Origin of the sequence: Psychrobacter sp. 4Dc (assembly GCF_002836715.1) — a bacterium.
GTDB lineage: Bacteria > Pseudomonadota > Gammaproteobacteria > Pseudomonadales > Moraxellaceae > Psychrobacter.
Genome location: NZ_PJAT01000102.1, coordinates 12803 through 29750, shown reverse-complemented (window position 1 = coordinate 29750; position 16948 = coordinate 12803). Strand labels below are relative to the sequence as shown.

The 16948-nt window shown below is 42.9% G+C and carries 19 protein-coding genes; 7 read left to right on the top strand and 12 right to left on the bottom strand.

Annotated features, from left to right (window positions below; genetic code table 11):
• On the top strand, nt 1–158 hold a 158-nt coding region (locus CXF61_RS08775), incomplete at its 5' end, for an integrase core domain-containing protein (protein ID WP_165597935.1).
• Nucleotides 159–674: 516 nt separating this feature from the next.
• Here CXF61_RS08775 and cueR read toward each other — a convergent pair.
• Together cueR and CXF61_RS08765 are read right to left on the bottom strand one after the other, a co-directional pair.
• Nucleotides 675–1067 (bottom strand): Cu(I)-responsive transcriptional regulator, encoded by a 393-nt coding sequence (cueR, locus tag CXF61_RS08770; RefSeq protein ID WP_165597934.1) that lies wholly within the window; start codon nt 1065–1067, stop codon nt 675–677.
• Nucleotides 1068–1143: 76 nt separating this feature from the next.
• Nucleotides 1144–3621, bottom strand: coding sequence for a heavy metal translocating P-type ATPase (locus CXF61_RS08765; protein ID WP_165597933.1), 2478 nt, complete (start codon nt 3619–3621; stop codon nt 1144–1146).
• Nucleotides 3622–4044: 423 nt separating this feature from the next.
• Here CXF61_RS08765 and CXF61_RS08760 point away from each other — a divergent pair, with 423 nt between their 5' ends.
• Nucleotides 4045–4758 carry a DarT1-associated NADAR antitoxin family protein gene (locus CXF61_RS08760; RefSeq protein WP_165597932.1) on the top strand — a complete coding sequence of 238 codons (714 nt, stop codon included), beginning with the start codon at nt 4045–4047 and terminating at the stop codon, nt 4756–4758.
• An 89-nt stretch (nt 4759–4847) separates the two neighbouring features.
• Here CXF61_RS08760 and CXF61_RS08755 read toward each other — a convergent pair whose 3' ends face one another.
• Entirely contained in the window at nt 4848–5756 is a 909-nt protein-coding gene (locus tag CXF61_RS08755) for a LysR family transcriptional regulator (protein ID WP_165597931.1), read from the bottom strand.
• 161 nt (nt 5757–5917) lie between these two features.
• Between CXF61_RS08755 and CXF61_RS08750 the strand changes: the two genes are divergently transcribed.
• Both CXF61_RS08750 and CXF61_RS08745 read left to right on the top strand, forming a co-directional pair.
• Nucleotides 5918–6364 carry a DoxX family protein gene (locus CXF61_RS08750; RefSeq protein WP_165597930.1) on the top strand — a complete coding sequence of 149 codons (447 nt, stop codon included), beginning with the start codon at nt 5918–5920 and terminating at the stop codon, nt 6362–6364.
• 89 nt (nt 6365–6453) lie between these two features.
• Complete coding sequence (locus tag CXF61_RS08745) at nt 6454–7281, top strand: DODA-type extradiol aromatic ring-opening family dioxygenase (protein ID WP_165597929.1); 828 nt, start codon at nt 6454–6456, stop codon at nt 7279–7281.
• 231 nt (nt 7282–7512) lie between these two features.
• Here the strand turns inward: CXF61_RS08745 and CXF61_RS08740 are convergent, their stop codons facing one another.
• Nucleotides 7513–8397, bottom strand: coding sequence for a LysR family transcriptional regulator (locus CXF61_RS08740; RefSeq protein ID WP_102094142.1), 885 nt, complete (start codon nt 8395–8397; stop codon nt 7513–7515).
• A 174-nt stretch (nt 8398–8571) separates the two neighbouring features.
• Between CXF61_RS08740 and CXF61_RS08735 the strand changes: the two genes are divergently transcribed.
• Complete coding sequence (locus CXF61_RS08735; protein ID WP_101204543.1) at nt 8572–9711, top strand: alkene reductase; 1140 nt, start codon at nt 8572–8574, stop codon at nt 9709–9711.
• Nucleotides 9712–9882: 171 nt separating this feature from the next.
• Entirely contained in the window at nt 9883–10104 is a 222-nt protein-coding gene (locus tag CXF61_RS08730) for a putative antibiotic biosynthesis monooxygenase (RefSeq protein ID WP_101204544.1), read from the top strand.
• Between the two features lie 35 nt (nt 10105–10139).
• Here the strand turns inward: CXF61_RS08730 and CXF61_RS08725 are convergent, their stop codons facing one another.
• From CXF61_RS08725 to CXF61_RS08695, 8 genes are all read right to left on the bottom strand, one after another.
• Entirely contained in the window at nt 10140–10607 is a 468-nt protein-coding gene (locus tag CXF61_RS08725; RefSeq protein WP_165597928.1) for a DUF305 domain-containing protein, read from the bottom strand.
• Nucleotides 10608–10650: 43 nt separating this feature from the next.
• Nucleotides 10651–11289, bottom strand: coding sequence for a copper resistance protein B (locus CXF61_RS14170; RefSeq protein WP_227526643.1), 639 nt, complete (start codon nt 11287–11289; stop codon nt 10651–10653).
• Nucleotides 11286–11648 carry a hypothetical protein gene (locus CXF61_RS14165; RefSeq protein WP_227526642.1) on the bottom strand — a complete coding sequence of 121 codons (363 nt, stop codon included), beginning with the start codon at nt 11646–11648 and terminating at the stop codon, nt 11286–11288. The genes CXF61_RS14170 and CXF61_RS14165 overlap by 4 nt, the downstream gene beginning before the upstream one ends.
• 25 nt (nt 11649–11673) lie before the next feature.
• On the bottom strand, nt 11674–13377 hold the full coding sequence (locus tag CXF61_RS08715; protein ID WP_227526641.1) for a copper resistance system multicopper oxidase: 1704 nt from the start codon (nt 13375–13377) through the stop codon (nt 11674–11676).
• 117 nt (nt 13378–13494) lie between these two features.
• A complete protein-coding gene (locus tag CXF61_RS08710; protein WP_165597927.1) occupies nt 13495–14130 on the bottom strand; it encodes a DUF411 domain-containing protein in 636 nt (211 codons plus the stop codon).
• 140 nt (nt 14131–14270) lie between these two features.
• Nucleotides 14271–14864 (bottom strand): c-type cytochrome, encoded by a 594-nt coding sequence (locus CXF61_RS08705; protein WP_165597926.1) that lies wholly within the window; start codon nt 14862–14864, stop codon nt 14271–14273.
• Nucleotides 14865–15058: 194 nt separating this feature from the next.
• Nucleotides 15059–15355 (bottom strand): hypothetical protein, encoded by a 297-nt coding sequence (locus tag CXF61_RS08700; protein ID WP_227522875.1) that lies wholly within the window; start codon nt 15353–15355, stop codon nt 15059–15061.
• A gap of 177 nt (nt 15356–15532) precedes the next feature.
• Complete coding sequence (locus CXF61_RS08695) at nt 15533–15817, bottom strand: hypothetical protein (RefSeq protein ID WP_101204550.1); 285 nt, start codon at nt 15815–15817, stop codon at nt 15533–15535.
• 408 nt (nt 15818–16225) lie between these two features.
• On the opposite strand from CXF61_RS08695, the gene CXF61_RS08690 reads away from it, so the two are divergent.
• Nucleotides 16226–16948: a heavy metal response regulator transcription factor gene (locus CXF61_RS08690; RefSeq protein ID WP_101204551.1), complete on the top strand. Its 723-nt coding sequence runs from the start codon at nt 16226–16228 to the stop codon at nt 16946–16948.

Genomic DNA, 16948 nt, shown 5'->3' with positions numbered 1-16948 from the left:
GAACAATGCGTTATGATTGGTTAAATCAGGAATTATTTACAGATTTAGACCAAGTCCGTCAGCAAGCTGAGGCTTGGTTATATCACTACAACCACGAGCGCCCGAATATGGGCAATGGCGGTTTTACGCCAATGCAGAAACTAAACCACGCAGCTTAATTCTATTTGATAAGTGTCTTATGGTTGGGATGATTACCTAAAGGCCAGAAGCTATGGAGTCTATGTCGAAAAATGGAAGCTGTTTTTTAGCTTCATCTTCTACAGCAGTTGGGTTTCGAAGAGTCGGATATTCAAAGGTTACTGAGTAATAACTACAAGCTAAAACAGAAGTTTGATGAAATTTAATAAGTCATTAACTACGCGCCTTCGGCGCCAAATGCAGAAAAACTGTGCCTATCATTGAGGTGTGACTGATATCAACTACTAGCACTAAGCTGATCGTCAATACTTAAGCTATATTAATTTTTTACTTCTCTTTTGATAGTGCTTGTTAACGGCTCTATTCATAACGGCAACGCTCCATTGGTTTTAACCAATGGAGCCAGTATTACCTATACGGTTATTCTAGTGGAAATGATTGATCGTGTGAGCTTGAGTGCAGATATTGTTGAGAATATTTTAGGCGACTGACAGTAAGGAGCTATGCCGACATGTCTGATATAGCGAAAGTAGTTTTTATTGACCTTGCCCAAGATCCTCTAAGATAGCGCACTCTACATTATCGTCGCCCGCGCAATGATCAAAAGAATTCTGTAGCGAGTTGACCATCTCTTGCAATTGGGCAATTTTTTGGTTTAGCGTTTCGATATGCTCTTGTGTCAGTTGCTTAACATCTGCACTCTGACGGTTGGCATTTTTGCGCAAATACAGTAACTCTTTCATTTGCTTAGATGAGAATCCTAAGTCACGAGAATGTCTTAAAAAGCATAAGTCGTCTATATCGTCTTTAGAATACAAGCGATAACCTGAATTTGAGCGATTTACGGTTTCTAGCAAGCCAATCTGCTCATAGTAACGAATCATTTTGGTAGAGATACCTGATTGCTTTGATGCTTGACCAATATTCATATTTTTCCTCCTAACCTAGAAAGGGCTTAAGCATTAATGTTTAAACCCTATATGGATATCCTTTACGATTCTATATTCACTCTGTAATGACAGTTGCTTTGAAATACTTTAGGCGTAACGCATTACCCAATACGAAAACAGAAGACAGTGCCATTGCGCCTGCCGCAAAAATGGGTGAGAGCAGGATACCAAAGGCGGGATACAAGACACCTGCGGCGATCGGGATTAAAGCAACATTGTAAATAAATGCCCAAGCCAGATTTTGTCTGATATTACTGATGGTGGCTTTACTCAAGGCAATCGCGGTAGGCACGCCTTGCAGACTACCTGACATTAGCACCACTTCAGCCGCCTCAATCGCCACATCTGTGCCTGTACCTATGGCCAATCCAACATCGGATTGAGCCAATGCAGGGGCATCATTGATACCATCGCCAACAAATGCCACTCGGCCATATTGTTCTTGCAACTGACGTACTGCATCCACTTTGCCTTCGGGTAATACTTCTGCCACTACCTGATCGATATTTAATTTTGCGGCAATCGCTTGGGCGGTATGGCGATTATCGCCTGTAATCATGGCTACTTTTAAGCCCAACTGATGTAGTGCGGCGATGGCGGCATGAGTCGTCTCTTTGATAGGATCTGCAACGGCAATGATAGCGGCCAACTGCTGGTCAATCGATACATAGAGTGGGGTTTTACCTTCTTGCCCCAAACGTAGCGCATCTTGTTCAAAAGGCGCAACATCAAGCCCTAATTGTTGCATATAACGATCTGCGCCAATGTGGATCACTTGGCCTGCCACGTTTGCTTGAATACCCAAACCTGTCATCGCTTCAAAGTCAGTGATAGGCAGCAGTTGAATACTCTGTTGTTCTGCTGCTTGTACAATGGCTAAGGCAATGGGATGCTCAGACTTTGCTTCAACCGATGCCACCACACGTAAGACTTGTTCTTTCTCAAACCCTTGTTGGACTTGGAAATCCGTTAGGGTAGGTTTGCCTTCAGTCAATGTGCCTGTTTTATCAACGGCAACCACGCTCACATCCTGAAGTATTTGTAGCGCTTCGCCTTTACGGAATAGCACACCCAATTCTGCACCACGACCCGTACCGACCATAATAGAGGTGGGAGTGGCCAATCCCATTGCACAAGGGCAGGCTACAATGAGCACGGCAACCGCATTGATTAAACCAAAGGTTAAAGCAGGGTCAGGGCCAAAAATCAACCAAACTATAAAGGTTAATGCTGATAAAAACATCACCGCTGGTACAAACCACATGGTGACTTTATCCACCAATGCTTGAATCGGTAATTTAGAGCCTTGGGCTTGTTCTACCATACGAATGATTTGCGCTAATACAGAATCTTCACCAATGGCCGTTGCCCGAATATTCACGGTACCGTTTTGGTTGATAGTACCGCCGACTACTTGATCACCTGCTTGTTTTTTCATAGGGACAGGTTCACCAGTGATCATAGATTCATCAATATAACTGTGACCGTCAACGACTTCGCCATCGATAGGCACACGCTCGCCTGGACGAATCTCAACGATCATTTGTGCGGTGACGTCCTCTACAGGGACTTCAATGACTTTATTATCTTGGTGTATACGGGCCGTCTTTGCCTGCATGCCTACTAAATGCTGAATGGCCCCAGAAGTACGGCCTTTGGCTTTTGCTTCAAAATAACGACCTAGTAATATCAAGCTCACAATCATAGCAGCGGCTTCGTAATAGACGTGCACCGTGCCTTCAGGTAACGCTTGCGGGATAAAAGTCGCTATCAGAGAAAAGCCATACGCTGCGATAGTACCAATCGCCACTAGCGAATTCATATCTGGCGCAAAACGTAATAAGGCTGGCACGCCTTTTTGATAAAAGCGTCGGCCTGGAAAGAGTAGTACCAATGTGGTCAAAACAAACTGTATCAGCCAACTTTGCTGAGTGCCGAGGTTATTCACTACCCACATATGAAAGGCGGGAATCATATGCGAACCCATTGCTAAAATGAATACGGGCAGTGACAACAGCGCAGAAAATCCCAAATCTCGTTTAAGCTGATTTTGCTCCGTGGCTTTCTTATCTTGTCGATCACTTTGGTCTTGTTCTACCAGTTTGGCCTCGTAGCCCGCTTTTTTAACGGCCTCAATCAATTCACTCGTTTTTATTTGAGCGTCGGCTTTAATCCAAGCGCGTTCAGTCGCAAGGTTTACTGTGGCTTGTTGCACGCCAGCGACTTTGGCTAAGGATTTTTCTACTCGTCCAACGCAAGAGGCACAGCTCATGCCTTCTATGGATAGCTCGATAGGCTTGGTTTCAGTCACTTTATAGCCTGCACGCTCTACCGCTTTGTTTAACTGGGCAACATCTAAAGGCTGCGATGAATAAACAGTCGCCTTTTCAGTTGCAAGATTTACCTCGGCGTTTTCAACATGTTCAATATTTTTTAACTGCTTTTCGATACGTCCGACACACGAGGCGCAACTCATGCCTTCAATGCTCAGTACTTCATGATAAGTAGGGGCTTTAGTATTTTTTGTTTTCATAACAACCTCTGTCGTTTTTAACTATATTTTTAATCTTATTTTCAAATCTATAGCGACAGCATATAGGTTGACATCATGGTAAGGTCAAGCAGATTTCTTTGAATACTTTTAAGCTCATTTATAATAGCGTCTTATATTTGGCGTTGAATACAAAATAGCTCAATTATGGTTTATTGTTGAAGGTGTGGCGGCATTAATTCTAAAATAGGGCAGGATAAATGACTAAGAATAAGATAAACTGCCCAGCGAGCGCTGATAGGGTTCGATAACTCTCGATCAATTCACTGTATTTGGCTGCTAGCGAATAAAACACCAATAATAAACACGGCTAGCAATGACAGAGTACACCGTCAACAGCAGGTGATCTCAGCACCGTTAACACAAAATATTTATACAAGACCATTGATATTAAGGCACATCACTATGGAAGAAGTACCAAATACGATAGAACAAAGACCCGTATTCATGCCCAAAGTCAACAGTGACAATTTGGTAAAAACGGATATGGTTATGTTTGAGCGACATGTGGGATTTGCGACCAGACAAAAGAAAAAATCCATCAATGACTTACAACAAGTCATTCGTAAAAAGTATGGATTTAAGCACGTGCTAGAGCTGTCTAGTAAATCTGGTAATAAGCTAAGTTTTCCGCTAAGCCCGTTTAGTTTAAAGATTACTGATGAGCATGATGGCAATCCATATAGTGTCGAAAATGCTTTTCAAGCCAGTATGGTTTTTGAAGATGGTGGTCCTTATACAGATTTGCTAACAGTAGCGCCAAGACAAGCCAGAAAAGATGAGCGATTGATGACCTCGGGCGAGCTCATTGGTTACAACTACTTTGGTATGGAATGGGGCGTAGAGCCGTTAACAACATTTTATGATTGGCTGTACGTGAATGCGCTCAAGCAAAACCCTCAGCTGCATGAGGAAGTGATTCAATATCAGGGATTTACTGATATCACTTTTAATCCTCAAAAATCTATCCATAGTGCAGCGTATGCGTTGGCGCTTTTTGTGGCACTGCATAAAAGAGAATTACTCGATAATGTTGAAGACCCAATGGCATTCTATGACTTATGCAATAATTTTAAAATCAGCAATACTGAGCACCTATTAGAAGAAGGTTGGATCTGATTATTAAATCAGTGCTTGCTTAAGTTTGCTTGAACCGAAAGCCACGATACATAATGTGTCGTGGCTTTTTTATGTCTCTATGTTTAAAGCTATATATTCTCATCCCAATACGGCGGCGTGCCATAGTAGGTGGTCATAAAGTCGATAAAGCATCTGACTTTGTGAGGTAGTAGTTTTCTATGGGCGTAGACGGCATATAAGCCTAAAGGGCTAGGTTCATATTCTGGCAACACTACGACCAACTTGCCAGAGCTCAACGCTTCACTAGCAATAAAAGTCGGCTGTAATATCAATCCTCCGCCTGCAATAGCTGCTTCAACGAGTACGTCGCCATTATTACTATGAAAAACGCTATGTTCTTTGAATTGTTTGGTCTTTAGGTATTTGTAGATTTGACCCTTAGTTTCTACATTCATATAGCTATAATGCAAATAGCGATGCGACTCTAAATCCTCAAGTTGCTTAGGTGTGCCATGAGCTTTGAGGTACTCGGGCGAGGCGCATAACACCACGCGAATCGGAGCAATCTGCTTGGCGATAAGTGACGAGCTTTGGAGCTGTCCGATACGCAGGGCAATATCAAACCCTTCTTCAACGATATCTACTTTTCGATCACTCAACTGCAGATCAACGGTAACTGACGGATAGCGATCCTGAAAATCAGTGATGAGTTTCGCCATATGCTTTAAGGCAAAGGACACGGGAGCACTGATTCGCAGGACGCCTTTAGGATGCTGCTGTAAGCCGCCTAACTGCGATGCCATCTCATCAATACTCAATAAAATCTGCTGCGCATGCGTAAAGTATTGACTGCCAGCTTCAGTCAGGCTGACTTTGCGCGTAGTGCGGTTGAGCAGGCGAGTATGCAGTTCCTCCTCTAGCTTTGCCACATACTTGCTTACTAGCTGCGGCGAGAGCTGCATCGTAATTGCCGCCTTACTAAAACTGCCTTCTGTTACTACCGCGACGAAAGCGCGCATGGCATCGATTCTATCCATATTTATTCCTATATTTCTCTTGATATCAAATCCACTATAAACAGTATGTTGATAATTATTCAATATAACTGAGCTTACTCTTTTATAGCGTTGATAGTAAAGTGTGCCTATATCATTTTCGACACTATTTATTCTAATCATACGTTATGGAGTGAGCATCAATGAAATCATCACTATTAAATACTATTTTGACATCAAAAGCTGGAGCAGCGGCCTTAGTGCTTCGTGTACCCGTTGGCCTGATTTTAGCAGCCCATGGCGCCCAAAAATTATTTGGTTGGTTTGGTGGCAATGGATTGGCAGGTACGGCTCAATGGTTAAGCAGTATGGGTATGGAACCTGGCTACTTAATGGCGATACTAGCAGGTGGTGCTGAGTTCTTCGGTGGTCTGGCTCTGGTATTAGGTTTGTTAACCAGACCAGCTGCTTTAGCCGCAGCCTTTACCATGTTAGTGGCTATTTTTTCTGTCCATATTAGCAATGGGCTATTTGCTGATAATGGCGGTTATGAATACGCGCTAACATTGATGGTAGCTACGCTTGCCCTAGCTATTCAAGGTGGCGGCTCCCTCAGTATGGATAAAGTATTATCAGAAAAATTAGACTAGGTTTTATAATTGTAAATGGGATTATTCAATTATTAGTGAATAAAGCCATTTGAAAATAGCCATTTAAGACAAGCAACAAGGGGAAAGCCATGACAACACTTTTATCTAATGAGCCAGTCAGCCAGCCTGTACTGTTTATACCGCATGGTGCAGGGCCTTGTTTTTTTATGGATTGGCAACCAGCGGATACGTGGTATGAGATGGCAACGTTTTTAAAGGGCATTTCTGCTCGTTTGCCTGAGCGACCAAAGGCTATCTTAATCATTAGTGCGCATTGGCAGACGGCTGAATTTAGTATCACCGCTGGCAAGCAACCTGATCTCATTTATGATTATTATGGCTTTCCTGAACATACTTATAGTTTGACTTATCCAGCCTCAGGCGCGCCAGCATTGACAGAGCAAGTCAGTAGTCTACTGACAAAGGCAGAGGTAGGTAATAAACAAGATGCGGAGCGCGGTTTTGATCATGGCGTATTTATACCGCTTAAGCTAATGTTCCCTGAGGCAGATATTCCAGTGGTGCAGCTATCTTTGCGTCATGATTTAGACCCGAAGGCGCATTTAGCTGCTGGTCAAGCACTGGCATCACTGCGTACAGAGGGTGTGCTAATCGTCGGTAGCGGCATGAGCTTTCATAATATGCGTGGTTATGGTGATACTAGTTTTACTGAACCATCAGAGCGTTTTGATGAATGGCTAACGAATACTGTGGAATTAGCAGATTCGGATAAACGACTTGCGGCATTGGCCAATTGGAAAAATGCGCCTCACGCGCTTGACTCACATCCGTTAGGGGCAGAGGAGCATTTGTTACCGCTTATGATAGCGGTAGGTGCAGCAGGACGTGACAAAGGGCACAAGATTTACTCCCAGCAAGTGCTAAAAACGCAGTTGTCTGCCTTTCAGTTTGGGTAAGTAGTTTGAAAAGCATAGATCATGGTGTTTCAGCGTAATTGTCAAAAATAAGACATCCTTTGAATCTCAGAATCAAAGGATGTTTTAGGTTAATACAGCAATTATTAATGGCATATCAAATTAGAGATAACGTTGCTTATTATTCGTAGTTTGCCACCACATTATTTCCATCAAGTTTGAATTTAAAAACTTCCGATGTCGTTTCAAAGTTGGCTATAGCTAAGTTACTTATTATAGATTTCGTAATTGCTCGATTAACCAACGATGTATGCCACTGTCAGCAGTACGTGGATGCCATGCTGCGATGACCTTAAAAGTAGGCGGCAATGCTTCCACCTCAAGTTCTTTGACCTTATTGCTCGGCAATAATCGCGAAGGATAAAACGCAATCATGTCAGTCGTGTGCAAAATATCTGGTACAGCCGAAAAGCTAGGAACCGACATCACAATATTTCGTTTTAGACCTTTTTCTGCAAACCATTGATCATGAGAGCCGCGTAAATTAGCACGCGAGGGTGACACGACTAGCTGCGCGTGTGCAGCCACTTGCGACAGCGTCAATGGCTCTGTGGCAAAGGTATTTTCACAACCCGTCACGCATAAATGTTGCTCTTCAAATAAAGTCACATATGATAAGTTATCAGGGATAAATTCAGGGAAGGTAATCAACAAATCAAGCTCGCCTGCTGCAATCAGCTGATTGATATTGTCTGAGGCAAAATCACGTACGATTAACTTCAAATCTGGTGCTTCGCGTCGCGTAATATTAAACAATTGCGGTAATAATGCCTGCGTCGCATAGTCAGTCGCACTAATCGTAAATATGCCTTTGTATGTGTGCGGCATAAAAATCTCTGGCTCTAACAAATCTTCCAACTGCTTTAATATATGGTCAATAGGTTGCTGCATCGATAGCGCTTTTGGTGTTGCCACCATGCTATTGCCTTGACGAATAAACAAACGATCATCAAACACCTCACGTAACTTGCGTAACTGCTCACTGATGGCTTGTTGGGTCAGCCCCATTTTGCGTGCGACTTGCGACAAGTTTTTTAGATCAAGTAGCGCCTGCAATACTCTAAGTTGCTTGATATCGAGCCGATTCATACCATTCATAATTTCATACCATTAATAATTGTAACTTAAACAAGAAACGGTTGTTTCTAATTGTACCTGCAAAACGCTATGCTGACCAACATTGCTTAAGTAGCCACTAAATGAGCTGTTAAGCATTAAAACAGGCTCAATACATTCAATAATAAGCCATCAGCTGCTTTAAAAGAGATACTTATGACACAAACTATTCCAGGTACAAAGACATTATTTTCCTCTGTAGCACTTGGGCCTTATACGCTCAACAACCGTATCGTAATGCCGCCATTGACACGCTCTCGTAGCACGCAACCTGACAATATCCCTAATGACTTAATGGCCAGCTATTATGCACAGCGTGCGTCAGCAGGCTTTATGGTGACGGAAGGTACGCAGATTGAGCCAAGAGGTCAAGGTTATGCTTGGACACCGGGTATCCATTCACCAGCCCAAGTTGAAGGCTGGAAAAAAGTCACGCAAGCAGTACATGACAAAGGCGGTATTATTTTTGCTCAGCTTTGGCATGTAGGCCGTGTGTCGCACACCAGCTTGCAGCCTAATGGTGCTCAGCCGGTAGGGCCGTCTGATATTACCGCTGATAACGTCAAAGTATTTATTGAAACAGGTCCAGGTGCAGGTGCATTGGCTGATCCAAGTGAGCCACGCGCTCTCAGTACCGATGAAGTTGGTGAGTTGGTAACGATGTATGCGGCCGCTGCGCGCAATGCATTGGAGGCGGGTTTTGATGGGGTAGAGCTGCATTGTGCTAACGGTTATTTGGTCAATCAGTTTATCTCTGAGCACACCAATCACCGTGATGATCAATATGGTGGGTCGTTGACCAATCGTTTGCGCTTCTTAAAAGAAATCGTCGCTGCTGTCAGTGATGTGGTGGGTGCTGATCGTTTAGGCGTACGCTTTGCGCCATTATTTGCGAGTACGGATGAGACGCGCGTGTATTTAGGCTTGGTAGAGTCAGATCCCCATCATACCTATGTCGAAGCAGTCAAATTGCTTGAGCAAGCGGGTATTGCTTATTTGTCCATTGCAGAAGCTGATTGGGATAATGCGCCTGATTTACCAGACACTTTTTATCAAGCAGTCAGAGAAGAGTTTTCAGGCCGTATTATTTATGCTGGCAAGTACACGGTACAAAAAGCTGTGAACATTTTAGAAAAAGGCTACGGTGATTTATTCGCGTTTGGTCGTCCTTTTATCGCCAATCCTGATCTGCCAGAGCGTATTGCCAATAACTGGCCATTGAATGAAGTAGATCCTACCACGATGTATGGTGGTACTGATGTGGGCTACAGTGATTATCCTTACTATCAAGAATAGCAAAGTACATAAACAGTGACTGAGATAAGGCCATTAATACTAATGGCCTTATTTTCATTTATAAATTTGTGACTTGTTGGATATTCACAGACAGTCAATCTTTAAGCGACAATTATTGTTTTTGTCGCTTAAAGGTTTTTCTTTTATCGTTTTATCAATAGGTAGTAGGCAATGAATCAGAATTCCAAAGACAGACTTATACGCATATTGATAGGATATGTCGGACTTTATCCAACGCTCCTAATCGTATTGACGTTATTGAAGCCTGTGACCCAAGGATTAAGCCTGCCAGTGGTGGTATTAATTGAAACGATAATACTTGTTCCACTGACACAGTTGGTGTCTTTCCCACTAGCAGGCTGGGTCATTGAGCGTCTGAGCAGAAAAGAGTGATCACTTTTCGCAGCGTTCACTGGTACACCATTCTCTTATTCAAGCTCATCAATCAACTGCTTCATTTCATCAATTTCACGTTTTTGTGCTTTTATAATATCATCAGCAAGCTTTTGTACACGCGGATCTTCAATATCAGCGCGACTACTGGTGAGAATAGCAATCGAGTGATGCGGTATCATCGCTTGCATCCAATCGACTTGATCGACAGTTGCTTGAGATCTAACGCCCCAAATACCAACTGCAAACATCAATACACTTAGACCATAGATCATCAAATTGATCTTGGTCTTTTTATACATATTGGTCATAAATGCCAACATGACGACTGCCATGCCTGCGCCCATGTAGAGTGCCATATAAGCTCGGGTTTCACTAAAGTAAATGTGATCCCATTGGTAGGTATTAAAATACATCATGATATACATGATGACAGTCGATGTCAGAATCATTAAAGTAAATTTTACATAAGGGTTCATATTTTTTTGCTTAGCAGCTTCCATGATATGACCTCCATTGTTTTGTTAAATTAAAATGGGTAGACAGTTAAAACCAGAATTTAACCCCCGCAGTCAAACTACTGCTATCAACTGATTCATCTTCTTGACGTCGTTGACCACGAGCCTTGCCAAGCGCTGTCTCATAACTAACACCCACATAAGGGGCTAGCTGGCGACTGAACATCTCGTAAGTCAGCCTAACCTCAGCATCCATCTCATTAAAGCCTTGGGTAATACCATTATCATGGTCATCTTTACTAAAGGCAGTCAATCCTACCTCCGGTATGACTACCCAATGCTGATCCAAACGCCATTCGTACTCTGCACCTAGATCAAGACGAAGTTGACCATCGGTATATAAGTAGGCTCTCGCATCTGTTTCGATGAAATACGGCGCGGTACCGACAATACCTGCCATTATGGCAGCGTTATCGTTTTCAGTATCGTAAGCGACACCAGCTTCACTATTCCAAAAAGCACTCAGTGGTTTCCAATAAGCAAGTGAGCTCAAGCTATCAATTTCTTTATCATCCTTAGTCTGAGCACTACCTTCCGTACGTAGCCTTATACGATTGCTATCAGTACCGTACCAACCCGTCGCCTCGAAGTTGATTTGATCTTCGTCAAACTGATAGCCCAAGTCGTCTACTGAGACTCCCCATAATGGCATGCTGCCCATCATCATTGGCTTACCATAATTGGCTTACCATACTGTCCGTAAGGAACTCCATTTGAATAGTCTGGACTGCGAGCATCAGCTGGTGGCTGCCCACCTTGCATACCCGACATATCCATATTGCGATGATCCATGCCGCTATGATCCATACCAGACATATCGCCTGACATATCCATGCCACTGTGATCCATATCGGACATACCACCAGACATATCCATGCCACTGTGATCCATATCGGACATACCACCAGACATATTCATGCCACTGTGATCCATATTCGACATCTCAGCAGCTGTCGCAAAAGGTGATGTGAGCAAGACTAGCGATGACAAACCAATGAATGACAGATTTTTCTTAGATGTTTTCATAATAAGCCTCATATTCGAAGGTTTGTTAAACGACGGCAACTTCTCTGAACATGCCGGCTTCCATGTGATAAAGCAGATGGCAATGCCACGCCCATCGTCCAACTTCTCCCGTCACATCGAAGCTAATTTTTTGCGCTGGCTGAACCACAATCGTATGTTTACGTACCTGAAAGTCTCCAGATGGCGTGCGCAAGTCGCTCCACATACCATGCAGGTGCATAGGGTGATTCATCATCGTGTCATTGACTAAGGTAATACGCACACGCTCGTTTGGCTTAATATTGACAGGCGTTGCATCCTTAAACATGACACCATCCAACGCCCAAATATAGCGCTCCATGTTACCCGTTAAATGTAGCTCGATCTCTCGGGTAGGCTTGCGCTGCTCCGCAAATATAGCCTCATCCACGGAACGTAATTGGTCATAAGTCAAAACCTTTCTATCAATATCACGCAGGTTAATACCGGGATCATCGAGGTTCATACGTGGACTGTCGACACGCATATCAGATTTAAAGTCATACTCGGTCTTAGCATGCTTTGCTTTGTAGCCTTTATCACCCATCGCACCCATCATATCTGCCATGGTCAACCATTCGATCTTGTCCATAGCAGGTATGGCAGCTCGCGCGCCTTTTTTAGTTGCAAGCGTGGTCGCGACATAGCCTGAACGATCGATATTTTGGGCAAATATCGTATGTGCATCTTGAGTAGGCGTGACGATGACATCATAGGTCTCAGCCACGCCAATGCGGAAATCATCAATCGCAACGGGTGCGACATCAATACCATCTGTTGCTACCACAGTCATCTTGAGACCCGGTATACGCACATCGAATATCGTCTGTGCTGAGGCATTGATAAAGCGTAATTTAACGGGCTGTCCTGCTTTTACTAGTTGTGTCCAATTGGCCGCTGTGGTCTTACCATTCATCAGATAGGTAAAGGTCTTTTCGCCAGACAAATCAGTAAAATCCGTCGGCATCATGCGCATCTGATTCCACATTTTGCGCTTGTCATAAGCGGCTTCTAAATCTGTTGCGGCAATATCAGATAGTAGTTTTTTGAAGTCTGGCAGATGATAATTATCAAAGTCAGCGCGCTGTTTGAGCAGCTTCAAGAGATTGTGCGGATCGCGGTGCGTCCAATCACTCAGCACGATCACATGGTCTTCTGCGACTGGATGACGCTCACGGCCTTTTGGCTCAATCACAATAGCACCCAGCATACCGGTTTGCTCTTGGAACCCACTATGAGAGTGATACCAATAGGTGCCTGATTGTTTAAGTTTGAATTTATAAGTAAAGGTGCTGTTCGCGGGAATGCCATCAAAACTGATACCTGGTACGCCATCCATCTCAAATGGGACGAGCAGACCATGCCAATGAATAGAGGTCGACTCATCCATCTGATTATGAACACGAATGGTTACTGTATCGCCTTCACGCATCTTTAGCGTCGGTGCTGGCAGCGAGTCATTGATGAGTGTCGCCATGCTCTTTTTACCGTTCACAATAGCGGACTGTTTACTGACGTATAAATCAAACTCTGTACCGGTTAATACAGGCACTTCATGAGTATTTTGATCACTATTGATAGTAGCACTCTGACTGCCCGAGCGACTGGCATGTCCCAACGCACTACTGGCCATGGTTGGTATCAAGGATGCACCAAGGACAGCAGAGGATCCGGTTAAAAAACGCCTGCGGTTAAACATAGTTGTGTTCATAATAATTCACCTGATTTATATCTATAAAGTGAGAGTCGAGTCTATATTTATCAGCTAAGTCTATGACTTTGGCCGCTTATTAATAGAGCTGGATAAGCTATTTAAACGACAACCAAGCTAGATTTGCTGCTGCGGTGAGTCAATAGTTGCATAAATAGCTGTTGAGCCATCTTTATTAAGCTGCATCACTTTATATGGCATAAATTTATCTTGGTATTCCATACCTGGGCTACCGACTGGCATGCTCGGGACAGCAAGGCCAATCGCATCACTTGGCGGGTTTTTTAGGAACTGCGCCATATACTTAGCAGGGACATGACCTTCAAATACGTAGCCATCAGTAGTGACGGTGGTATGGCAAGAGCGCATTTGCTGCGGTACGCTGTATCGCTCTTTAAACAAGGACACGTCTTCGACATTCTGTGCAGTTGCGTTTAAACCATGACCTTCGGCATAACCGACCCATTCTTTGCAGCAGCCACAATTCGCATCTTTATAGACGGTGGCTGAGATATTTTTTAGGATAGTTGATTGGGTATCTGAAGGAGCGCTGACTGGCATTATTTCAGCTGTTGGTTGCTCCGTGTGCGTAGCAACAGTTGGCTCAGTCGCTGGTGTTGAGTCAGCAGCAGCGGAGTTAGGTTGACTACAAGCGGCAATCGTTAACGATAACGGCAATACCACGATCGCCGAGAGCACACGGCCAGATATCAGATTATGTTCATTAATAAATCTATTAGTATAGCGTCTCATAAAACCACTCCCGAGCGTCTGTCTGACGATTAAATATTATAAAAATTAGAGCCACATCACTGGACAAAATAGTGCTAGCAAAGCTTAAAACTCAAATCGCAAAAAGCAGCACTATTGAGCACTGCATTTTGTACAAAAAATCAATGTTGCATGCCGGATCCATCACCTGACATATCCATCTCACCATCAAATGACATATCCAACATACTATCGTCTAACCGAGTCGTTAGCATGGTGTACTGGTTTTCATTTAAGTTAGGTAGCGATCTAATAAAAGCAACCATCGCCCATATTCTGTCATCATCGTGAGTAGCGCCCCAAGCGGGCATGCCAGACGCCATAATGCCATGTTTAATCGCCCAAAAGCTTTGTCTGGCACCAGCCTCGTTTCGATAGCGCTTAACGATATCCGCCTGAGTAAAGTTAGGAGGCTTTGGGTACATACCGCTATTTAAATCTGTGCTGTTGACGCCAGGAGATAAATGACAGCCTGCACACATATCTTTGTAATCTGCACCGCCCGAGCTGATCATCTCCGCCTTTTTTAAATTGGGAACCAAAATATTCTTACTGGCATGTTCAATCGAGCGTGTGCGGGCAGTTTCTAAAAAATCGTAAACCAGCGGACTATGAGCTCGATCAGCACCGATATTTATCATGCCACTAGTCACCACCATAAAAATGCCCACAATAGCGACAAAGACAGTAAACAGTATTCCTAGTAAAAACTTCATAGGTTTGTCCTAAAAATCCATTTTATTTAATATCCCATTACTGCTTGATCAGCTTCTCTGACAATATAGTCAAGTCTATATAAATCCGCTACAGCGTCATCCTCGCTAAGCATATTAATGTATAACTTGCACTCGGTTTCCTTGTATCGAAATTATATTGAACTGACTATAGTATTGAACTTATAAATTGATATTTAAGAATCGCTATCGCTGCTCACACAGTGCTTTTGGTACATCGCTTTCATTTTGCTCATGTTAGCCATCATGGCTTTCATAGCAGGATCATTCATATCCATTTTGCTATGATCCATTTTTTGCATCATCTGCATATGCTTTTGCATTTTCTCACAGTTCATTTGGTCTTTTTCAGCGTGCATTTTGGGATCGTGTGCCAACGCAGAGGTTGAAACAACTAAGGCTATAGCAGTTGCTACGATTGATTTAGAAAGTGGCATTGATTTGAGCAGTGGCATTGGTTTGAATAATGACATGGTAAATCCTTATTTAAATTGGTATGTAGTCGAAAAGACTTTAAGATATTAAGTTACTTTAAAGCATACTTTAGTGATTCTGACAGAGAGATGACGGTAAGATTACAATTCTGTCATCTTACTATTTATGGTTTTTAATGTTGTCAGTAATCCTTTAGTATGACATCAGAGCTGATATCACTTATCGCTACCATATTTGTTAATGAAGTATTTTTCAGACTGTAGATGTTGATCTTTGTGTTCAATCTCACAAGCCACTCTCGCATCGATATAGCTTTTCATTTGTGAATTTGAGAGCTGAGCATCGTTATGATCCAAGTTTTTTGCAAACTCAGTCACAGCGTCGCAGTTGTTGATGATTGAAGTGCTTAGATCAATCGTATGCGCATTGGCAGTGGTAGTACCGATAAGTACAGATACCGAAAGCAGTACTACTTTTTTGAACGAACCATAAATTTTCATATAAAACCTCTTTCGTAAGTTGTTTACATTGATTACCGATAAAAATAATTCATAGTAGCTAGGGCGTGTCCTCATTTTAAAAATGGTGATAAAAATGAGATAAATTGCCGTCAAACGAGGAAAATAGTGCAGATAATATCGAGATATTGACCAATTATTTGACGATGTTTGGCAAAATTTAGCTGTTTTTAGCCCATTTAGAGACACTCGTTTGAATTGAGGACACGCCCTAAGTATTGGATAGTAGCTAAGTATTGAAACGAGCACCTATGTACCGTTTATATAGATTAGCAAAATAAAACTGACAGTCTGATTACGAGCACATGACATCTTTGTCCGCTACCAGTCAATATTGTCACCTGTGCTGGTTAGAACGTTAAACAATCATGACCGTATTGAGGAATTACAATGAAAGTACTGCTGGTAGAAGATGAATTGAAGCTTGGCGAGTATATAAAAAAAGGCTTAACCGAAGCTGGGTTTATCGTGGATCATCAGCTAACAGGATTAGATGGCTATCATGCATTGATGACGGAAGAATTTAGCGTGATATTGATGGATGTGATGCTGCCTGATGTTAGTGGCTTTGAGCTGGTGCGTAATTACCGAGCGGCTGGCAAGCATACGCCTGTGCTATTTCTAACCGCAAAAGATGACTTAAGTGACAAGATAAAAGGGATTGAGATTGGTGGCGATGATTATTTGACCAAGCCTTTTGCCTTTGCAGAATTGATCGTCAGGATGAAAAGCTTATTACGACGTGCCAATCAAGCCGACTATCAAAGTACGATTATGCAAATAGCGGATCTTAAGATGGACATCGGCAAGCGTACGGTGCATAGAGGAGATAAGCCTATTAAGCTCACGGCAAAAGAGTTTTCCTTACTACAGTTTTTATTAGAGCGCCGCGGTGAAGTGCTTCCACGCTCAATCATCGCCTCCCAAGTATGGGATATGAACTTTGAAAATGATACCAATGTGATTGATGTGGCGATAAGACGTCTTCGTATAAAAATAGACGATGATCATGACGCAAAGCTGATTCATACGGTGCGCGGGATGGGCTATCGGTTAGAAGCTGTCGATACAGCGCTTGATAGCCAACCATCTCACGAAGCTGGCAATGTCTAA

Coding starts and splice junctions, on each gene's coding strand:
- cueR (WP_165597934.1), bottom strand. CDS start 1,067: ATGAATATTGGTCAAGCATCAAAGCAATCAGGTATCTCTACCAAAATG.
- CXF61_RS08765 (WP_165597933.1), bottom strand. CDS start 3,621: ATGAAAACAAAAAATACTAAAGCCCCTACTTATCATGAAGTACTGAGC.
- CXF61_RS08760 (WP_165597932.1), top strand. CDS start 4,045: ATGGAAGAAGTACCAAATACGATAGAACAAAGACCCGTATTCATGCCC.
- CXF61_RS08755 (WP_165597931.1), bottom strand. CDS start 5,756: ATGGATAGAATCGATGCCATGCGCGCTTTCGTCGCGGTAGTAACAGAA.
- CXF61_RS08750 (WP_165597930.1), top strand. CDS start 5,918: ATGAAATCATCACTATTAAATACTATTTTGACATCAAAAGCTGGAGCA.
- CXF61_RS08745 (WP_165597929.1), top strand. CDS start 6,454: ATGACAACACTTTTATCTAATGAGCCAGTCAGCCAGCCTGTACTGTTT.
- CXF61_RS08740 (WP_102094142.1), bottom strand. CDS start 8,397: ATGAATGGTATGAATCGGCTCGATATCAAGCAACTTAGAGTATTGCAG.
- CXF61_RS08735 (WP_101204543.1), top strand. CDS start 8,572: ATGACACAAACTATTCCAGGTACAAAGACATTATTTTCCTCTGTAGCA.
- CXF61_RS08730 (WP_101204544.1), top strand. CDS start 9,883: ATGAATCAGAATTCCAAAGACAGACTTATACGCATATTGATAGGATAT.
- CXF61_RS08725 (WP_165597928.1), bottom strand. CDS start 10,607: ATGGAAGCTGCTAAGCAAAAAAATATGAACCCTTATGTAAAATTTACT.
- CXF61_RS14170 (WP_227526643.1), bottom strand. CDS start 11,289: ATGATGATGGGCAGCATGCCATTATGGGGAGTCTCAGTAGACGACTTG.
- CXF61_RS14165 (WP_227526642.1), bottom strand. CDS start 11,648: ATGAAAACATCTAAGAAAAATCTGTCATTCATTGGTTTGTCATCGCTA.
- CXF61_RS08715 (WP_227526641.1), bottom strand. CDS start 13,377: ATGAACACAACTATGTTTAACCGCAGGCGTTTTTTAACCGGATCCTCT.
- CXF61_RS08710 (WP_165597927.1), bottom strand. CDS start 14,130: ATGAGACGCTATACTAATAGATTTATTAATGAACATAATCTGATATCT.
- CXF61_RS08705 (WP_165597926.1), bottom strand. CDS start 14,864: ATGAAGTTTTTACTAGGAATACTGTTTACTGTCTTTGTCGCTATTGTG.
- CXF61_RS08700 (WP_227522875.1), bottom strand. CDS start 15,355: ATGTCATTATTCAAACCAATGCCACTGCTCAAATCAATGCCACTTTCT.
- CXF61_RS08695 (WP_101204550.1), bottom strand. CDS start 15,817: ATGAAAATTTATGGTTCGTTCAAAAAAGTAGTACTGCTTTCGGTATCT.
- CXF61_RS08690 (WP_101204551.1), top strand. CDS start 16,226: ATGAAAGTACTGCTGGTAGAAGATGAATTGAAGCTTGGCGAGTATATA.